Here is a 16,329-nt window from a genome sequence, read left to right as displayed (position 1 = left end):
CCGCAAGGCAAGCCGTCCGGTCAAGTGGTCTTCGAGTCGCCGCCTTTAGTCTCGATCAGAGCGTCGCGCCAGATCGCCAGAGTAGGCGGCTGCTTGCGTTCCAGACTGAGCCGATCAATGGCAGTGACCAGATTTTCGACGCCCAGATGGCTACGCACGACGCGCGGTACAAGATAGTCGATCGCAGTGGGATCGAGATTGAGTGCGCGCATCTGGGCGTGGATCTCGATCAGGGCGGCCAGCATCTCGTCGTCCGGCTCGACGATCTCCAGTTCCAGGGCGGCGCCAAGCCGGGATCCCAGGTCCGGGAGACTGACCTGCCAGCGCCCTTCCCCGCTGCCGCGGCGGCGACTGGAGACGATCAGCAACGGACGTCCGGTTTCCTGCGCACGGTTCCAGCTGTGGAAGATCACGTCCTCCTCCATCCGGTCGGCGTCATCCAGCGCATCGCCGTGACCGGCCTCGACGAACCAGCGTGCCAGCAGGGACTTGCCCGAACGCGGAGGACCGGAAAGGATCGCGCTGCGGAACGGCCATGCACCCGGCTCAAGCAAGGCGTCGATCGCCTGTGCGTTGGCACTGCCGACGACAATGCGCGGCGGGCTGTCGCTCGCGGCAGACAGTGGGAGGGCGATCTGCTTCATCACCGAGGAACCTAGCGGGTGATCCTCAGCGCACCGCCGCCGTTCGTCACTTTCCAGCCTTGCGCACGCAGCGCGGCGGCAAGACGCTCGCTACCGCCCTCGACGGTCACGCGCATGACGGACGTTCCGCCGACAGCAAGGCTGACGGTGGCGGCGCCGCGCACACCCGGAACGCCGCGCACGGCGGCAAGCGCCGCATCGACGGCTGCCGCATCGGGCGAAGCGAACTGTACGGAAACCGTCTCGGTCGGGACGACGACCGCCGGGACCGGTGCGATTGCAGGGGGCGCGATGGGCACGACATCCCCCGGAACCCCGCCCTTGGGCATGAGCTTCTGGCGCAATTCGGCAAAAGCGCGGTCCAGCACCTGCCCGCTGGTCGTCAGCGTGGGATCAGGACGCAGCTCGCCGCTGGCGAGCGCATTCCGGTACAGGCCATCGATCCGCTCCACCGCCTGATTGAGCATGACAGGAAGATCCTGCTCGCTGGCGGCATCGAGTTCGAAGGTGCCGAGGAAAGTGTTGTCCGGGCCATAGCGCGCGGTAAAAGTGCCGTGAATCGGGCCGCCGGGCCATTGCCGCTCAAGACGGGCGACCGGGATCACCACATCCGCAGCGTCAAACTGGTTGAGGATGTTGCGCCACCACAGGCGGCTGCGGCGAGAAGCCTGGCCGGCGGTGAGAATCAGCGATTCCCCCCCTGCGCCTACCGGCCGCACATAATCGATCGGGCTTTGCGAGGCCTGGAACTCGGCCCATGCCTTCTGCCAGGGCCCGCGCACTTCGAACACCTGCTGCACGCCGCCCGAGTACAGCACCGGCAGTACCAGCATCGGCGCCGACCGGATCGCCGCGCCGCCTGCGCCCACGTACTGCCCTGCACGCGCCTTGTTGAAGATGATGCCGAGCGTGGCGATATAACGGCGAGGCCCGACCTGCTCATGGCCGATCACGACCGACGAAACCATGGCATCGATAGCCTCGACCGGCATGTCCGGCCCGCCGAGCTTCTTCCAGGCGTCCTTCTCCGCCTGTTTCCAGCCTTCGAGCCGGGCATCGGCGCCGGTTTTGGCCGTAACATCGACCTTGATGCCGTTGACCTGGATATCCTCGGAATTGGCGAGCGGAGCGATGCCGCGATCGCCTTCCACCTGCGCCACGAGTCGGTAACCACCCACGGTGCCCAATGCGAGAATCGCCGCCCCGCCCAGCGCAAAGGCCAGGCCCCGCGGCGAACGGACGCGCGCCTGCCCAAAGGCCAGACCGCTGCCGGCCACGCGCCGGATTTTGTGGGAGAAGGTGATTGCCATTATCGAAACCGACCGGCCTTTTGCCCAAACGAATCCGGAAATCCAAGCCGTAAAGCGACGACATCCCCGGAAGGCGGGACGCGCGATCGGCCAAGGCCCCGGAAATCCGGCGGAACGCCGCGCACCGGCGCCTCCTGCACGAATTTTTCCGCCCGAATTGTTCACCTGATTGCTGCCTCGGGCGTGACAGGAGAGCGTTTGCACACTATGCGCGCGCAATGTCCGACGATAACTCCCCGAAGAGCTACTCCTACGAGCAAGCCGGCGTCTCGATCGCCGCAGGCAATGCGCTGGTCAAAGCCATCGCCCCGCTCGCCAAATCCACCGCGCGCCCCGGCGCCGATGCGGAACTGGGAGGCTTCGGTGGTTTCTTCGACCCCCGCGCGGCCGGCTACAAGGACCCGCTTCTGGTCGCCGCGAACGACGGTGTCGGCACCAAGGTCAAGCTGGCCATCGACCATGACCGGCACGACCAGATCGGCATCGACCTCGTCGCCATGTGCGTGAACGACCTTATCGTACAGGGCGCAGAGCCCCTGTTCTTCCTTGACTACTTCGCCACCGGCAAGCTCGAGAACGGCGTCGCCGAACGCGTCGTTGCCGGAATCGCCGATGGCTGCCGCATCTCGGGCTGCGCCCTCATCGGCGGCGAAACCGCAGAGATGCCCGGCATGTACGCCGCGGGCGATTACGATCTCGCAGGCTTCTGCGTCGGCGCGGTGGAACGCGGCGAACAGCTCACCGGTGAAAAGGTCGCGGACGGCGACGTGCTGCTCGGCCTTGCATCCTCGGGCGTGCATTCCAACGGCTACTCCTTGGTGCGCCGCCTCGCCGAGGACAAGGGCTGGAAGCTGGACCGCCCGGCCCTGTTCGATTCGGACACCCTGCTGATCGACGCGCTGATCGCGCCCACGCGCATCTACGTTAAGAGCCTGCTGCCCTTCATCCGCGCCGGCCGTATCAATGCGCTGGCCCATATCACCGGCGGCGGCCTGCTCGAAAACATTCCGCGCGTGCTGCCCAAGGGCCTGCACGCCCGTATCGATGCCGGCGCCTGGGAGCAGCCGCGCCTGATGGCGTTCCTGCAGGCGCAGGGCAATATCGAGCCGGGCGAGATGGCGCGCACCTTCAACTGCGGCATCGGCATGGTGCTTGCGGTCTCGCCGGAAGAAGTCGCCGCGCTCAAGGCCGAGCTGGAAGCAGCCGGCGAAACCGTCTTCGTGATCGGCATCGTCGAAGAAGGCGACAAGGGCTGCACCGTTCAGGGCAAGACCGAGATCTGGTCCGCCCGCGAGGACTGGGAAGCCGTTCATCTTGCCTGACAAGGCAAAAGTCGCCGTCCTGATTTCGGGCAGCGGCACCAACATGGCCGCCCTGCTCTACGCCAGCCGCGCCGAGGACTGTCCCTATGAGATCGTCCTCGTCGCCAGCAACCGGCCCGATGCAGGCGGCCTTGCACTCGCCTCCGCCGAAGGCGTGCCCACCTTCGCGCTCAGCCACAAGGGGCTGAGCGCGAGGAGCACGACGCCGCGATGGACTCCGCCATCCGCGGCTCCGGCGCGCAATGGGTCGCGCTCGCGGGATACATGCGCATCCTGACCGGCGGTTTCGTGGGCAAGTGGGACGGCAGGATGGTCAATATCCACCCGTCGCTCCTGCCGAAGTACACCGGCCTGCATACCCACCAGCGCGCCATCGACGCGGGCGACAGTCACGGCGGCGTCAGCGTCCATCTCGTCATTCCCGAGCTGGACGAAGGTCCGATCCTCGGCCAGACGCCGGTTGCCATCGTGCCGGGAGACACCGCCGATACGCTCGCCGCGCGCGTACTGATTGCCGAACACCAGCTCTATTCACGTTGCCTCGCCGCGCTTGTCGTGCGCGAAACGAGCCCGGAATGGCTGCTTGAGTGCGTACGGGAACGGGCCATGGCCCTGCCCGAAGCGGACGAGATACAGAGCCACGGAATGCCCTGCTTCGGCGTGACCAAGGGCAAGAAATTCGCCTACTTCACGTCGAACCATCACGCCGACGGTCGCACCGCCCTGCTGGTGAAGATCAGCGGCCCGGACGAACAGGCGATGCTCATAGAACAGGACGAGGAACGCTATTTCCGCCCCGCCTACTTCGGCGACGGCTGGATCGGCATTCGCCTCGATCTGGGCGAGAACGACTGGGACGCCATCGGGACGTGGCTGGCCCGGTCATGGCGCGCGATCGCCCCGAAGAAGCTGACCTCGCTCGTGGACGTGGCCGAGCAGTTCTGACGCGAAAAGGGCAGCGCGGCCGGCCGCACTGCCCTGTGTTCTCCAAGGGTTCAAGCCAGCCGCGTCTCGATCGGCAGGCCCGACTTCAGGGTCAGTGTAACCGGCGTCCGCTCCGCGATGTCGGCGAGGCGGCTTTTCTGGTCCTCGTCCAATCCCGAGATCACGAGCGTGCGCTCAACATGCATGTCATCCTTCGAGCCCCTCAGCTTCAGGTCGACATCGAGCGATTGCAGCGGCCAGCCCTTGCGCACGGCGTACATCTTCAGCGTGATCGCGGTGCAGGCGCCGAGACTGGCGAGCAGCAGGTCGTAAGGCGCAGGGCCGGCGCCCTGCCCGCCGAGCGCTTCCGGCTCGTCGGCAACGATCGCATGGCCGCCGACGACGATCTCGGTGCGCCAGGGGGTTTCGCCGATATGGGCGGTTCCATGTGCCATGGCGTGATGCTCCTCAGGCCGGAAGGGGAATGAATTCGTTTTCGTCGGGCACGCGGTCGAAGCGCTGTTCCTTCCAGTCTTCCTTGGCCTGCTCGATACGGTCGAGCGAGGAAGAGACGAAGTTCCAGAAGATATGGCGCTTCTCCGGCAGGGGTTCCCCGCCCAGCAGCATCAGGCGGGTGCCGCCCCTGGCGCGGAGCACGACTTCGGCGCCCGGCTTGAAGACCACGAGTTCGGTTTCCTTGAAGCTGCCGGTCTGGCCTTCGACCTCGACTTCGCCGCCGACGACATAGATCGCGCGTTCGACGTGCTCGGCCTTCACCTGATAACGCGCACCGTCGAGCATGACGATATCGGCATAGACCATGTCGGAGTAGGTCTTGAGCGGCGAGGTCAGGCCGTCGGACGTACCGGCGATCAGCGTCAGCCGGGTTCCGGCGTCTTCGGTCACGGGAATCTCGTCTGCCTTGTGGTGCGCAAAGGCCGGGGCGATCTCTTCCGCTTCCCTGGGCAGCGCGATCCAGGTCTGGAGCCCGAACAGCTTGCCGCCGCTGGCGCGGATTTCGGGAGAGGTGCGCTCGGAATGGACGATGCCGCTGCCTGCGGTCATCCAGTTGACCTCACCGGGGCGGATCGCCTGGACCGAGCCGAGGGAGTCGCGATGAAGGATCTCGCCTTCGACGAGGTAAGTCAGCGTGGAAAGGCCGATGTGCGGATGCGGGCGCACGTCGAGGCCTTCGCCGCTGCGGAACACCGCCTCGCCCATCTGGTCGAAGAAGATGAAGGGGCCGACCATGCGGCGCTGCGCGGTGGGCAGCGCACGGCGGACCTGGAACCCGTCGCCAAGGTCGCGGACGGGGGGAAGAACGACAAGGTCAACGCCTTCGATATCGGATGAATGGACGGTCATGGGGGCAATCCTTCCTTGCGCTTCTTTTGTGCGTTTGAGCGCCGGGGAAGAACGTCGGCGCCGATAAGGGAAAATGCAATCGGGCAATCTGGCAGAGAAGAGATGGGAGCGGGCGATTTCCGCCCGCTCCCGGTTCTTCAGGCAGCGTCGACCAGAACGATCTCGCTATCCTCGATCGCGGTGATCCGCAGCACGTCGAGGTCGCTGATCGCCACGCCGTCCCGGGCATTGGCGCGCACATCGTCGATCTGCACCGCACCGATGGCGGGAACGAGGTAGGCCTTGCGGTCCTTGCCCAGCGGGTATTCGGCGGTCTCGCCGGCCTTGAGCGTGGCGCCCACGACGCGGGCATTGGTACGGATCGGCAGGGCTTCGTTGTCGTTCTCGTAGCCAGAGGCGAGCGTCACGAACTGGCCCGAGCGGTCCCCCTTGGGGAAGGGCTTGGCGCCCCAGCTCGGTTCCTCGCCGTCGCGGGTCGGGATGATCCAGATCTGGAAGATCTTCGTCGTCACGTCCTCGAGGTTGTATTCCGAGTGCGTGATGCCCGTGCCCGCGCTCATCACCTGGACATCGCCGGCCTCGGTCCGGCCCTTGTTACCCAGGTTGTCCTGGTGGGTGATCGCGCCTTCGCGGACATAGGTGATGATTTCCATGTCGCGGTGCGGATGCGGCGGGAAGCCGGTCTGCGGGGCGATCGCATCGTCGTTCCAGACGCGCAGGTTGCCCCAGTGGACACGTGCCGGATCGTGGTAGCCGGCGAACGAGAAGTGGTGCTTGGCGTCGAGCCAGCCGTGGTTGGCACCGCCGAGGCTGTCATAGGGACGAAGTTCGATCATGGCCTATCTCCTGAAGGGCGGCGGGGTTAGGTGCCGCCCTCTCTTGAAAACCCATATAGACCTCGGCTCATTTCAAGTTCAGAGGGATAAAATCGACCTGACTGTTCGAGGAGATTGAAAAGTGAGCAACCCCGGCACGCCGACCCTGGACCAGCTGCGCATCTTCCTGGCCATCGTAGACACCGGCAGTTTCGCCGCCGCCGGGCGCAAGCTGAACCGTGCGGTCTCCGTCATCAGCTATGGAATCGCCAATCTCGAAGCCCAGCTCGGCGTCATGCTGTTCGAGCGCGAGGGTACGCGCAAGCCCGTCCTCACCACGGCCGGGCGTGCGGTCCTCTCGGAAGCGCGCGGCGTGGCGGAAGGGATCGACGGATTGCGCGCCAAGGTTAAGGGCCTGCTCGACGGGCTTGAGGCGGAAGTCGATCTCGCCGTGGACGTAATGTTCCCGGCCGAGCGCCTCGGCGTGATTCTGCGCGCTTTCGCCGCCGAGTTTCCCACCGTCCAGCTGCGCCTCCATGTTGAGGCACTGGGCGCGATTACATCGATGGTGCTGGACGGGAATGCCGTGATCGGCCTGTCGGGCCCTCTCTTCGCGGGGGTGGACGGGCTGGAAAGCGTGTCCGTAGGCTCGGTGGCGATGGTGCCGGTGGCCGCCCCCGATCACCCGCTGGGCCGCATGGACCCGATCCCGCCCGGCGCGGGGCGCGAATTTACCCAGCTCGTGCTCAGCGACCGTTCGCGCTTTACCGAGGGAAAGGACTTCTCGGTAATGAGCCCCAAGACATGGCGCCTCGCCGACCTTGGCGCCAAGCATGCCCTGCTGCGGCAGGGAATCGGCTGGGGCAACATGCCGCTGCCGATGATCGAGCCGGATCTCGTTTCGGGAACACTCGTGCGCCTGGCCATGCCGGATCATCCCGGCGGCATCTACCGCTTCGGCGGGATATGGCGCCGCGACGTTCCTCCCGGCCCGGCAGCGGCATGGCTGCTCGACCGTTTCGTGGCCCAGTGCGAGTTGGACAACACGTTTAACGAACTTCCCGATATCTGACACCGAAAGCGAAGTTTTCCGATATCTTTCGTATAATACCTTAGTAAAATTCCCCCTTCCACCTAGCGTAGCAAGATCGCAATCTCTGCAGGCGATTCATGTTCCAGCGGAGAATCGGGTTGTCGTTCCGAAATACTGTGCGACAATCCGATTCGCCGAGATTGGAGAGTTGGTCATGCTTCATGCGAACTTGAGCACGACAACAATAAAATCGGGACGGGATCTACCAGCTATTTTCGAAGACAGGGTTCACCCCGCCGGCATTTCGGCGGGAGAAAGGCCCGAGAACTACCGCGCCCTGTTGCTGCCGGTGGCTCCGCCGGCGGACCTGACATCCGATCCTTCGGCCAAGGGCGGCCTCGCCGGCTGGCAACTGCACAGGGTGGTCCGCCATGTGGACGACAATCTTGCTCACCCCCTCGCCTGCAGAGACCTTGCCATGGTTGCGCGGCTCAGTACCGGCCACTTCTGCCGGGCCTTCAAGACCAGCATGGGCGAACCGCCCCACGCCTATGTCATCCGGCAAAGGATCCGGCGGGCGCAGCGCCTCATGCTCCAGACCGACGATGCGCTTTCGCAGATCGCCTGCACATGCGGATTGACCGACCAGGCGCACCTGACGCGGCTTTTCCGCCGCGCGGTGGGCACCACGCCCAAAGTGTGGCGCAGCCGCTGGCAGCCCGTCGCACGCGCCAACTGATGCTTCGCGTCAACTCCGTACAAGACCCTGAACCGCGAAAGGCCTAGGTCGTAAACTCCTGTCCGGCAAAGCCATTGCCTGCCGCGACCGTATTCATTTGCAACCTTGATGCCAGCCCGGGCCGGGCCGTTAATCCCGCCTGATGGGCAAGAGTTACGGGCTTGGCGGCGACTACGCCAAGGCCCTGTTCGGAGCCCGCACGGTCGGCCTGCGAACCCCTGAGGGACTGGCGGCGACTCCCCCCGCCCTGCCGCCAGTCCCATTTTCCACGATCTACCATTTCAACTTTATCGAATGTGAAGATCAATTTTATCAGGATTTCTGGAAATCCGATTTTCCGGCACTTCCCTGTCATCGAGGCGCCGCAGCATCGGCCGCATGACGCGGACTTACGGCTCCTCTTCAACGCAAATGCCAAGGGGAATCGCCATGAATACCGCAACCGCCAAGACCGCTCCCGCCACGCTCGACAACGGCATCGCCAGGTTCCTGCCGCTTATCGGACGCATCCTGATAGCCGCCATCTTCATCCTGAGCGGCGCATCCAAGCTTGCCGATCCATCCGGCACGATGGCCTATATCGCCTCGGCCGGGCTGCCGCTGCCGGCTGTTGCGCTTGCCGGCGCGATCATCGTCGAACTGGTGGGCGGTGTCGTCCTGATCTCGGGCTATCGCCTGCGCGCCGTGGCCGCGGTGCTGGCGCTGTTCAGCCTGGCGACCGCCCTCTTCTTCCACGCCCAGCTCGGCGACCAGAACCAGTTCATTCACTTCTTCAAGAACGTCGCCATGGCCGGCGGCATGCTGCAGATCGTCGCCTTCGGAAACGGCCGCGACTGACGGGTTTGCAGACCGAAAACAGCAAGGGCGGGCCGAAAGGCTCGCCCTTTTCGCGTCTGGAACAGAACGACACCTAAAGGCACCAGAACGGCACCTGGCATCACCCTGCCCGCTCGGGCGGGCGCGATGACGTTGGCGAGGCGATCAGCCCGCCCGGATCAGGTCGACCACCGCCTCGAACTCGCGCCGGATCGCTGCCCGGGACGTTTCGCCCTCCGCCCCGGCATGGTTGCGCGTCAAGGACGAAAGGAAGCTCGACAGCAGCGCCGCTTCGAGATTTCCCGCCTGACGCCGCCCCTGGATCAGCGCCTCCAGCAGCTTGCGCGAGGTTTGTCCGCGCAGATAGCGCAGTTGCGCCGCGAACTGGTTCAGCGCCGGGTCGCGCGCCACGGCGATGTGCAGTTCATCCATGCCCCGGCCGCGGACGCTGTGGGCGATGAAGCCCACCATGTTGTCCAGCGCCTGCTCGATCGCGGCTTCGGCGGCGGTGTCGCTGCCGGGCAGGGCATCGGAGCGGAAGCGGGTCACGCCGCTCAGGTAGGTTCCCTCGAATGCGGCCTGGACCAGTTCCGACTTGGTGCGGAACTTGTGCGAGACCACGCCCAGCGTCAGCCCCGCGCTTTCGGCAACCGCGCGGTGAGTCAGCCCGCTGGCGCCTGTCTTCTCCAGCAAGGCGGCTGCGGCCTCGACGATGCGGGCGCCGGTGGCGTCGCGTTCGGGGAAGGCCGGAAGCTCGCGCAGTGCCTCGGCCCGGGCATAGTCGCGCCATGGCGCTTCCGGGATCGGCCTGCCCGACAGCCACGCCGCCAGCCCCCGCGCAAATTCGTCCAGCCCGGCGCGGTCCACGGTGCGGCGCCAGCGGAACATGTGCAGGAAGCTCTCGTTCTCGAAGACCCGCTCGGCAACCACGGCCCGGTCCGCCAGCCCGAACTTTGCCGCCGCGACCTGCCAGAACCCCGCCCAGAGATCGCCGCCACTCCCCCTCCGCCTGCAGGAAGGCCGGGCTGGTGGCGGCCAGAAGCTGCCCTTCCCGCCAGGCGAAGGCCAGCCCCCGCCGCTCGTTCGCCCAGCCATCGACGATCTGCGCGAAGAAGGCCGGGAAATCGCGATAGTCCCCCGCGAACCCCGAAACCTGCCCGAGCTGCTCATCGCACCAGAGCCGCGCCTGCTGCCGCGCGTGATCCTGCGCAACAACCAACAACTGTTCCAGAGAGCCGAAATGATGGTAGATCGACGATACCGGTATATCGGCAATCCCGGCGACCTGCCGCGCGGTAACCCCGCTGCCGCCAACAGCAGACCATTGCTCGAAAACAGCCTCCAACAGCCTGTCATTAGAGGGTTTTCTAGGATTTTCCGGCATCAGGCCCCGCTCCGGTTCGGCATGTCGTCTGCCTGACAATAGCAAGCGATCCCGCCGATGGCGAGCATCGTGGCCACGATGCATGCCATGGAGATTGACGATACCGATGTCACACAGGATACATACATCCGTTCTACATCGGCCACGATCAAATCCGCGCCGCCGGGCCTGTCGCCGCTACGTCCGTTCATCACGGGCCGATCGGAACCACGCTGCCCCCTGCGCCACTGACCGGGAATCCCAGAAATGACGCGCAAGACCACATCCATCGCCCTGATCGCCGCCATCACGGCGCTTTCCGGCACAGCCGCCACCGCGCGCGAAATCGCCGCGCTGACCCGGCTCGACGCGCAGACCGTCCAGCTCACCCGGCCGGACACCGCCCCGGTCGCGGTGTGGATCAGCGCCGATACCGTGCTCGACAAGGGCGACCGGCGCTTTGCCGCCGCCAGCACCGAGAGCACGCTCACCCTGCCCATCCCCGCAAGCGAGCGCCGCTACGTCATCCTCGAAAGCCGCAAGGGCAAGACCGCCGTGGTCGCCGAGCGGGTCCTGCCGCTCCAGCAGGGCAGCAACTTCCGCGACATCGGCGGCTATGTCACTCGCGACGGCCGCACCGTGAAGTGGGACAAGGCCTTTCGCTCGGGCGCGATGCCGCTGCTGACAGATGCGGACTATGCGCTGCTCGACCAGGTTCATCTGGGCGCCGTGGTGGACCTGCGCTCGATCGAGGAACGCGAAGTCGCGCCCGACATGCTTGACGACCGTACCGGCGCACTGTTCCTCGCCAACGACTATTCGCTGAAGCCCCTCTTCGCGAAGATGGCAAAGAGCGGCGGCGAGAACATCTACGAGGGCATGGAAATCATGCTCGTCCCGCAGTTCCACGCCCTGTTCAACCGGCTCCTCGCGAACGAGGGCGCGGTGGTCTACCACTGCTCGGCCGGGCAGGATCGCACCGGGATCGCCACCGCCCTGATCTACGACCTGCTCGGCGTGGACCGGGAGACGATCCTCAAGGACTATCACCTCTCCACCACGTTCCGTAAGCCGCAGTGGGAAATGCCCAAAGTCGACCCTGCCGACTATCCGGGCAACCCGATCCTCAAGTATTACGCCGCCCGCGCCGATGGTCAGCCGCCCAAGGCCGAACCGCTCTACACCCCCGGCGGCATCTCTCACCTCGCGCAGTTCTTCACTTACCTCGACAAGCAGTATGGCGGCACCGAAGGCTACCTGAAGCAGAAGATCGGCCTGACCGACGCGGATATCGCCAGGCTGCGCCAGACCATGCTCGACTGACCGGGCCGAACGAGGCCGCACTTCGCGTCGCAATACGAAGCGCGGCCTCGCCAAGGGCCGGAAACGGCGCCCCCCGGCCTGCGGCCGGCCCTTGCGGATCTCAGGGCTTGTGCAAGGTCACCGCGTCGAGCGGCTCACCCGTCGCCGTATAGGCCCGGTAGGTCAGCGCGGCGGGGCTGACGTCGATCACCTGATAGGCCTGCGTGCGGGAGGCCGACTTGCGGGCCCAGGGCAGGCTGCCGACATCGTACATCTTCGGCCCGGCGACCGAGACGGCATAAGTGGTTCCGGCATCGTCCGCCGATGGGCCGTCCTTGCCGATCGCGCCGCGCGCATAGCCGTGATCGTGGCCCTGCAGCACGAGGTCGACATGATACTTGTCGATCAGCGGCTTCAGCGCGGCGCGGACCTTGGGATTGTCACGCCCCGGCTCGCTGGAGAACAGCGGGAAGTGCAGGAACAGCACCGTCCAGCGGTTCGGATTCTTCGCCAGCAGCCCGTCCAGCCATTTCACGATGGCCTTGCGCGCGGTCTCGTCCCGATCGACCTGCATGGAATCGATCGAGATCAGGCGCAGGCCCTGATAGTCGGTGTACCAGCTCGTTTCCCGGCTCGCCGGAAGCTCGGCCGGGCCGTTCTCGGGCAAGGTGAACTGGCGGCGCCACTGGCCGTTGATCGAGGAACCCGCCCGCGCGGCTTCATCCCTGACGTATTCGTGATTGCCCGGCGTCGGCATCTGCGGCGTCTGGGCATAGAGGAACCCGCCCGAGGCGAACCACTCGCCCCATTCGGCATCGCTGTCATGCCGGTTGATGAGGTCTCCGGCGTGGATCGTGAAGGCCGCGTCCCCCGCCTGGCGGAAGGCCATGCGCAAGGTGCGCGAGGCTTCCGACAGGATCTGGTTCTGCATGTCGCCCATGTAGATGAAGCGGAACGGCTTGCCCTCGCGGGCGGCGGTGCGGAACTGGAACCATTCGGACCAGTGCGCGCCGTCCCCCACGCGGTAGGCATAGACGGTATCGGGTTCGAGCCCGGTCAGCACCGCCGAGTGATAGGCGGCGCGGAATGCCGGGTCCTCGCGGACCGGCAAGGTGGCATCGTCGGTATTCGCCGCCACGGTGAGCGGCGCCTTCACGAAGTCGGGGCTGCTGGTCGCCTTCGCATATTGCACCTGCCCCGGCAGCCCCGGTGCCGAGCGCCAGGTCACGGCCATACCGGTGGCCGGATCGGCAGTGAGATTCAGGATCACGCGCTCGGGCCGGACGGTGGCGGGCGCCAGCGGCTCCTGCTGCTGGGCCGGAGCATCGGCGGCGAAGGCGGGAAACGGCAGGCACAGCGGCAGAAACAGCGGCAGGGCCGGGGCCAGCGCCCCCAGCAGGATGCGGGTCTTGGTCTTCATGGCAGGTATCCTCAGAAGATCAGGTTGAAGCCGAGCGTCATGCTGCGCCCGTTCTTGATGTAGGCGCGGCTTCCCCCTGTCCCCGACGACACGGTTTCCCAATAAGTGTGCGAATCGAAGAGGTTCTGAACCTGGAACTGCACCGAGGACTTTTTGAGGAAGGTCTTGCGGAAGGTCAGGTCCACGAAGCTATAGGCCTGCTCGTAGGGATTGTTGCCGAAGTCCTGGATGCCGCCGAGGAACCGCGACTGGTAGTTCCATGCACCGTAGATTTCCCAGCCCTTGCGCTCCCAGAACAGTTGCAGGTTGGCGATCGTCTCGGGCGTTTCCATCAGCGGCAGGGTGTAGCCGTCGGGATGCCACGAAAGCCCAGTGACCGCCTTCGAACGCTGCAGCGTCAGGTTGCCGCCCACGCCCAGCGAACCGAGCACGCCCGGCAGCCAGTGCAGGAGCTGCTGGCCGCTGATCTCCACGCCGTAGACTTCGGCCCACTTGCCGTTGTTGGGCATCGAGATCGCCACGCCGGTAGGGTCCACGTTCTCGCCCAGCGTCCCGTCGCGGATGTTGCTGGAGGAGGAGCGGAACAGGAAGTTGGTGATGTGCTTGTAGTAGAGCGCCACCGAATAGGCCCCGGTGCGGCCGGCATAGTGCTCCAGCGACATGTCGAGGTTGAGCGAGCGCATCGGCTTGAGGTTCGGGTTGCCCTGCGCGATCGAGGTCAGCACCCACTGCGAAACCGGGTTTTCCTCGCCGTCGCCATCGGGGTCCGTGTCGTAGCCATATTCGCGCGCCGAACTCATGCGGGCGATGTCGGGACGGGCGAAGCTGGTCCAGACCGCGCCGCGCAGCTTGGTGCGGTCGTCCAGTTCGTAGTTCACATGGACCGAGGGCAGCACGTTCACGAAGCTGGACTTGTCCGAGACGAACCGCTCGCCCTGGATCAGGTCCATGTTCCAGGCGTCGATCTTGTTGCGCGTCGCTTCCATGCGCACGCCGGCGATCACTTGCGCCCGGCCGAAGCGGGCCGTGCCCATGGCATAGGCCGAGATCACCCGTTCGTTGAAACGGAAGCTGTCCTCGTTCGAAAGCTCCGCGTCATTGGGATCGACCGCGAAACCGTCGAAGATCTCGCTCTGGCCGTCCTCGGCGCGCTGGAGTTCGGCCAGCATCTTGCGGTTGTCGATCGTCGTGCCGAGCCGGTAGAGCCCGCTATAGGCGCCGCCGAACAGGCTGTTCACGTCCTTGCCGTAGAACTCGGAAAAGTCCGCCAGCGTGCCGTCCGCCTCGAGGTTCAGGAACGAGCCCTGATAAGTGCGGCGGCGCGAATTGTAGAACTTGGCGCCGGTCTTGAACGATTGCAGCCAGGAATCGACCGGCTTCCATTCAAGGTTGAACTGCGCCTGCCAGAGCTTCTCGCTGCTGCCGCCCACTTCGCCTTCAAGGCTGCTGAAATCGTACTGCGACGGGTCCTGCACCGCTTCGAGCCCGGCGGAATTGAGCAGCCACTTGGGGAAGCGCGAATCCTCGCTGCTGCTGAACAGCACGCCCTCGTTGCCGAGCCAGCCGTACTTGTCGCTGCGGAATTCCAGCGTGTACCCGTCGTCGAGATTGTCTTCCGACTGCGAGTAGGAAACGTCGTAGTCGACCGTCAGCTCGCCCACGCGCGAGATTCCGCCGAGGTTGGCCGAAGCGAGACTGCCGGTCTCGCGCGAACCTTCCCAGAAACGGCGCAGGCGGAAGCCCTGCGGGTCCCACGTACCCGACCCGCCGTTGAGGCTGTAGAACGATTTGCCCTTGCGGTCCGCGTCGGTGATGATCCCGTCGCCGTCCTGATCCACGATCTGGTCGAGCGAATAACCGTAGATCCGGCCCAGCGCATCGTCGTACCCGGTCACGTTGTCGTCGGGCTGGAGCAAGGCGGTATCGGCGGAATCCACCTGCACCAGGCGGGTCGAGTTCCGGGCGGTGTCGTTGCGGAAGTTCAGGCGGTTGAGGAATTCGTCCTTGCGGTACTTGTTGTACTGCCCGCGGAAGTGGAAATCGTGATTGTCCGAGCGGTAGTCGATGCTGGTATTGGCGCCCCAGCGCTTCACGTCGGTTTCGCCGAAGCCCAGGTCCATGCCGCGCATGACGAAGCGGTTGGGGTCCCAGCCCAGCGTCTCGCTGTCATCGTACCAGGTGTCGGGCTGGTTATCGCCGTCGACGCCGTTCTGCTCGAACTGCGACTTGCGGCGGCTCCAGTTCGCGGCGACGTATATGCCGAAATGGTCGCTGAACTGGCGCGAGAGCGCGCCGGAAACCTGGCCGGACTTGCGATGGTCGTACTTGTCGAGCATCCCGCCCTCGGCGGACAGACGCGTGTACATCGGGGTCTGGTCGAAGGCGGTCGGGGTGGAGATATCCACCGAGCCGCCCAGCGCGTCACCGTCGCGGTCGGGCGTCAGGGTCTTGTAGACGGTGATCTGCTTGATACCGTCCGGCGGCAGGACCGAGAGGCGCACGCCGCGATAGAAATTGTTGTCGCGCGAACCGGCCCCGCCCAGGCGAACGCCGTTGATCGAGTAGTTGTTCAGCTCGGTGGAAAGGCCGCGCACGGTGATGCGGTCGCCCTCGCCCGTGGTCGGGCTGCGCACCGCGTTGACGCCGGGCAGCCGCGCGAGCGCCTCGGAAACGTTGTTGGCGGGCAGCTTGCCCATGTCGTCGGCGCTGATCGTGTCGGAGACGGTGTCGTTCCTGCGCTTGATGTCGAGCGCGTGCTGCGCCGCCTCGATATAGCCGGTGACGACGATCTCGCTGTCTCCGCCCCCGGCAGGCTCTTCGGCAACGGCGGCGGCGGCCACCGGCGCGGCGCGGCGCGCCGGAGCGGTCACGGCGGCGGGGCGCGGCGTGGCCGCCCGCGCCTTCAGGATCACGGTGCCCCCGCGAAGCTGCGTCTCGACATGGCGCCGCGCACCAGCCGGGCGAGCGCCTGCTGCGCGCTCATCCGGCCCGAGACGGCCGCGCTCCGGCGCCCCCGCACCGCTTCGGGCGCCGCCGCCACCTGCAGCCCGGTAACGCGCGAGAATTCCTGCAGCGCATGGCCGAGGTCCTGCGCCGGAATGGCGAAGCTGTACTGCCCCGTGGCGGCCGCCTGCGCAGGCGCCGCGGCGACCCCGCCGCTCACCGTGGCCAACGCGATCGCCCATGCGGATACGCGCAGCAGGGCATTACTCGAACGAAACATCATTTCCCCCCTAGGATAAGGCATTCGGGGGGAAGACGTGCAGGCCCGGCCTA

16 protein-coding genes and 1 pseudogene are annotated in these 16,329 nt (G+C 65.7%); 8 read left to right on the top strand and 9 right to left on the bottom strand.

Annotation, left to right across the window (positions count from 1 at the left end):
- Nucleotides 1–20 precede the first annotated feature (20 nt).
- Both ADT71_RS25030 and ADT71_RS25025 read right to left on the bottom strand, forming a co-directional pair.
- A complete protein-coding gene (locus ADT71_RS25030; RefSeq protein ID WP_054441279.1) occupies nucleotides 21–644 on the bottom strand; it encodes an ATPase in 624 nt (207 codons plus the stop codon).
- Between the two features lie 11 nt (nucleotides 645–655).
- A complete protein-coding gene (locus tag ADT71_RS25025; RefSeq protein WP_054441277.1) occupies nucleotides 656–1,954 on the bottom strand; it encodes a hypothetical protein in 1,299 nt (432 codons plus the stop codon).
- A 218-nt stretch (nucleotides 1,955–2,172) separates the two neighbouring features.
- On the opposite strand from ADT71_RS25025, the gene purM reads away from it, so the two are divergent.
- The 3 genes and pseudogenes from purM (at nucleotide 2,173) to ADT71_RS36010 (ending at nucleotide 4,221) form a co-directional block, all read left to right on the top strand.
- Nucleotides 2,173–3,276, top strand: coding sequence for a phosphoribosylformylglycinamidine cyclo-ligase (purM, locus tag ADT71_RS25020; RefSeq protein WP_054441276.1), 1,104 nt, complete (start codon nucleotides 2,173–2,175; stop codon nucleotides 3,274–3,276).
- A 43-nt stretch (nucleotides 3,277–3,319) separates the two neighbouring features.
- Nucleotides 3,320–3,756, top strand: a pseudogene (locus ADT71_RS36015) (phosphoribosylglycinamide formyltransferase); the annotation flags it as partial.
- A 126-nt stretch (nucleotides 3,757–3,882) separates the two neighbouring features.
- Complete coding sequence (locus ADT71_RS36010) at nucleotides 3,883–4,221, top strand: MmcQ/YjbR family DNA-binding protein (RefSeq protein ID WP_369818337.1); 339 nt, start codon at nucleotides 3,883–3,885, stop codon at nucleotides 4,219–4,221.
- Between the two features lie 50 nt (nucleotides 4,222–4,271).
- On the opposite strand, the gene ADT71_RS25010 is transcribed toward ADT71_RS36010, so the two are convergent.
- From ADT71_RS25010 to ADT71_RS25000, 3 genes are all read right to left on the bottom strand, one after another.
- Nucleotides 4,272–4,655: an OsmC family protein gene (locus ADT71_RS25010; protein ID WP_054441273.1), complete on the bottom strand. Its 384-nt coding sequence runs from the start codon at nucleotides 4,653–4,655 to the stop codon at nucleotides 4,272–4,274.
- Between the two features lie 13 nt (nucleotides 4,656–4,668).
- Nucleotides 4,669–5,565, bottom strand: coding sequence for a pirin family protein (locus ADT71_RS25005; protein WP_054441271.1), 897 nt, complete (start codon nucleotides 5,563–5,565; stop codon nucleotides 4,669–4,671).
- A 137-nt stretch (nucleotides 5,566–5,702) separates the two neighbouring features.
- Complete coding sequence (locus tag ADT71_RS25000; protein WP_054441269.1) at nucleotides 5,703–6,401, bottom strand: pirin family protein; 699 nt, start codon at nucleotides 6,399–6,401, stop codon at nucleotides 5,703–5,705.
- A 121-nt stretch (nucleotides 6,402–6,522) separates the two neighbouring features.
- Here ADT71_RS25000 and ADT71_RS24995 point away from each other — a divergent pair, with 121 nt between their 5' ends.
- The 4 genes from ADT71_RS24995 (at nucleotide 6,523) to ADT71_RS24980 (ending at nucleotide 8,989) form a co-directional block, all read left to right on the top strand.
- Entirely contained in the window at nucleotides 6,523–7,452 is a 930-nt protein-coding gene (locus tag ADT71_RS24995) for a LysR family transcriptional regulator (protein ID WP_054441268.1), read from the top strand.
- Nucleotides 7,453–7,627: 175 nt separating this feature from the next.
- The gene (locus ADT71_RS24990) at nucleotides 7,628–8,152 is read left to right on the top strand and encodes a helix-turn-helix domain-containing protein (protein ID WP_082370545.1); all 525 of its coding nucleotides are present in this window, start codon (nucleotides 7,628–7,630) and stop codon (nucleotides 8,150–8,152) included.
- A gap of 142 nt (nucleotides 8,153–8,294) precedes the next feature.
- A complete protein-coding gene (locus ADT71_RS24985; RefSeq protein WP_054441266.1) occupies nucleotides 8,295–8,534 on the top strand; it encodes a hypothetical protein in 240 nt (79 codons plus the stop codon).
- Nucleotides 8,535–8,581: 47 nt separating this feature from the next.
- Nucleotides 8,582–8,989 (top strand): DoxX family protein, encoded by a 408-nt coding sequence (locus ADT71_RS24980; RefSeq protein ID WP_082370544.1) that lies wholly within the window; start codon nucleotides 8,582–8,584, stop codon nucleotides 8,987–8,989.
- Between the two features lie 144 nt (nucleotides 8,990–9,133).
- Here the strand turns inward: ADT71_RS24980 and ADT71_RS30745 are convergent, their stop codons facing one another.
- Entirely contained in the window at nucleotides 9,134–10,063 is a 930-nt protein-coding gene (locus ADT71_RS30745) for a TetR/AcrR family transcriptional regulator (protein ID WP_231636171.1), read from the bottom strand.
- Between the two features lie 535 nt (nucleotides 10,064–10,598).
- Here ADT71_RS30745 and ADT71_RS24970 point away from each other — a divergent pair.
- On the top strand, nucleotides 10,599–11,654 hold the full coding sequence (locus ADT71_RS24970; protein WP_054441262.1) for a tyrosine-protein phosphatase: 1,056 nt from the start codon (nucleotides 10,599–10,601) through the stop codon (nucleotides 11,652–11,654).
- 100 nt (nucleotides 11,655–11,754) lie between these two features.
- On the opposite strand, the gene ADT71_RS24965 is transcribed toward ADT71_RS24970, so the two are convergent.
- From ADT71_RS24965 to ADT71_RS32420, 3 genes are read right to left on the bottom strand one after another with little or no spacing between them, the layout of a single operon-like run.
- The gene (locus ADT71_RS24965) at nucleotides 11,755–13,053 is read right to left on the bottom strand and encodes a metallophosphoesterase family protein (protein ID WP_054441260.1); all 1,299 of its coding nucleotides are present in this window, start codon (nucleotides 13,051–13,053) and stop codon (nucleotides 11,755–11,757) included.
- A gap of 11 nt (nucleotides 13,054–13,064) precedes the next feature.
- Nucleotides 13,065–15,965 (bottom strand): TonB-dependent receptor, encoded by a 2,901-nt coding sequence (locus tag ADT71_RS24960; RefSeq protein ID WP_197283121.1) that lies wholly within the window; start codon nucleotides 15,963–15,965, stop codon nucleotides 13,065–13,067.
- The gene (locus ADT71_RS32420) at nucleotides 15,962–16,276 is read right to left on the bottom strand and encodes an STN domain-containing protein (protein ID WP_197283120.1); all 315 of its coding nucleotides are present in this window, start codon (nucleotides 16,274–16,276) and stop codon (nucleotides 15,962–15,964) included. Before ADT71_RS32420 ends, ADT71_RS24960 begins: the two co-directional genes overlap by 4 nt.
- Nucleotides 16,277–16,329: the final 53 nt, after the last annotated feature.

It is taken from the genome of Novosphingobium sp. ST904, assembly GCF_001298105.1.
Classification (GTDB): Bacteria; Pseudomonadota; Alphaproteobacteria; order Sphingomonadales; family Sphingomonadaceae; genus Novosphingobium.
Note: the sequence above shows the minus strand (reverse complement) of the source record. Positions and strands in the feature narration are given on the sequence as shown.

Excerpts from the sequence above, each read along its gene's own strand:
- ADT71_RS25030 (WP_054441279.1), bottom strand. The coding sequence starts at position 644 with ATGAAGCAGATCGCCCTCCCACTGTCTGCCGCGAGCGACAGCCCGCCG.
- ADT71_RS25025 (WP_054441277.1), bottom strand. The coding sequence starts at position 1,954 with ATGGCAATCACCTTCTCCCACAAAATCCGGCGCGTGGCCGGCAGCGGT.
- purM (WP_054441276.1), top strand. The coding sequence starts at position 2,173 with ATGTCCGACGATAACTCCCCGAAGAGCTACTCCTACGAGCAAGCCGGC.
- ADT71_RS36010 (WP_369818337.1), top strand. The coding sequence starts at position 3,883 with ATGGCCCTGCCCGAAGCGGACGAGATACAGAGCCACGGAATGCCCTGC.
- ADT71_RS25010 (WP_054441273.1), bottom strand. The coding sequence starts at position 4,655 with ATGGCACATGGAACCGCCCATATCGGCGAAACCCCCTGGCGCACCGAG.
- ADT71_RS25005 (WP_054441271.1), bottom strand. The coding sequence starts at position 5,565 with ATGACCGTCCATTCATCCGATATCGAAGGCGTTGACCTTGTCGTTCTT.
- ADT71_RS25000 (WP_054441269.1), bottom strand. The coding sequence starts at position 6,401 with ATGATCGAACTTCGTCCCTATGACAGCCTCGGCGGTGCCAACCACGGC.
- ADT71_RS24990 (WP_082370545.1), top strand. The coding sequence starts at position 7,628 with ATGCTTCATGCGAACTTGAGCACGACAACAATAAAATCGGGACGGGAT.
- ADT71_RS24985 (WP_054441266.1), top strand. The coding sequence starts at position 8,295 with ATGGGCAAGAGTTACGGGCTTGGCGGCGACTACGCCAAGGCCCTGTTC.
- ADT71_RS24980 (WP_082370544.1), top strand. The coding sequence starts at position 8,582 with ATGAATACCGCAACCGCCAAGACCGCTCCCGCCACGCTCGACAACGGC.
- ADT71_RS30745 (WP_231636171.1), bottom strand. The coding sequence starts at position 10,063 with ATGGCTGGGCGAACGAGCGGCGGGGGCTGGCCTTCGCCTGGCGGGAAG.
- ADT71_RS24970 (WP_054441262.1), top strand. The coding sequence starts at position 10,599 with ATGACGCGCAAGACCACATCCATCGCCCTGATCGCCGCCATCACGGCG.
- ADT71_RS24965 (WP_054441260.1), bottom strand. The coding sequence starts at position 13,053 with ATGAAGACCAAGACCCGCATCCTGCTGGGGGCGCTGGCCCCGGCCCTG.
- ADT71_RS32420 (WP_197283120.1), bottom strand. The coding sequence starts at position 16,276 with ATGTTTCGTTCGAGTAATGCCCTGCTGCGCGTATCCGCATGGGCGATC.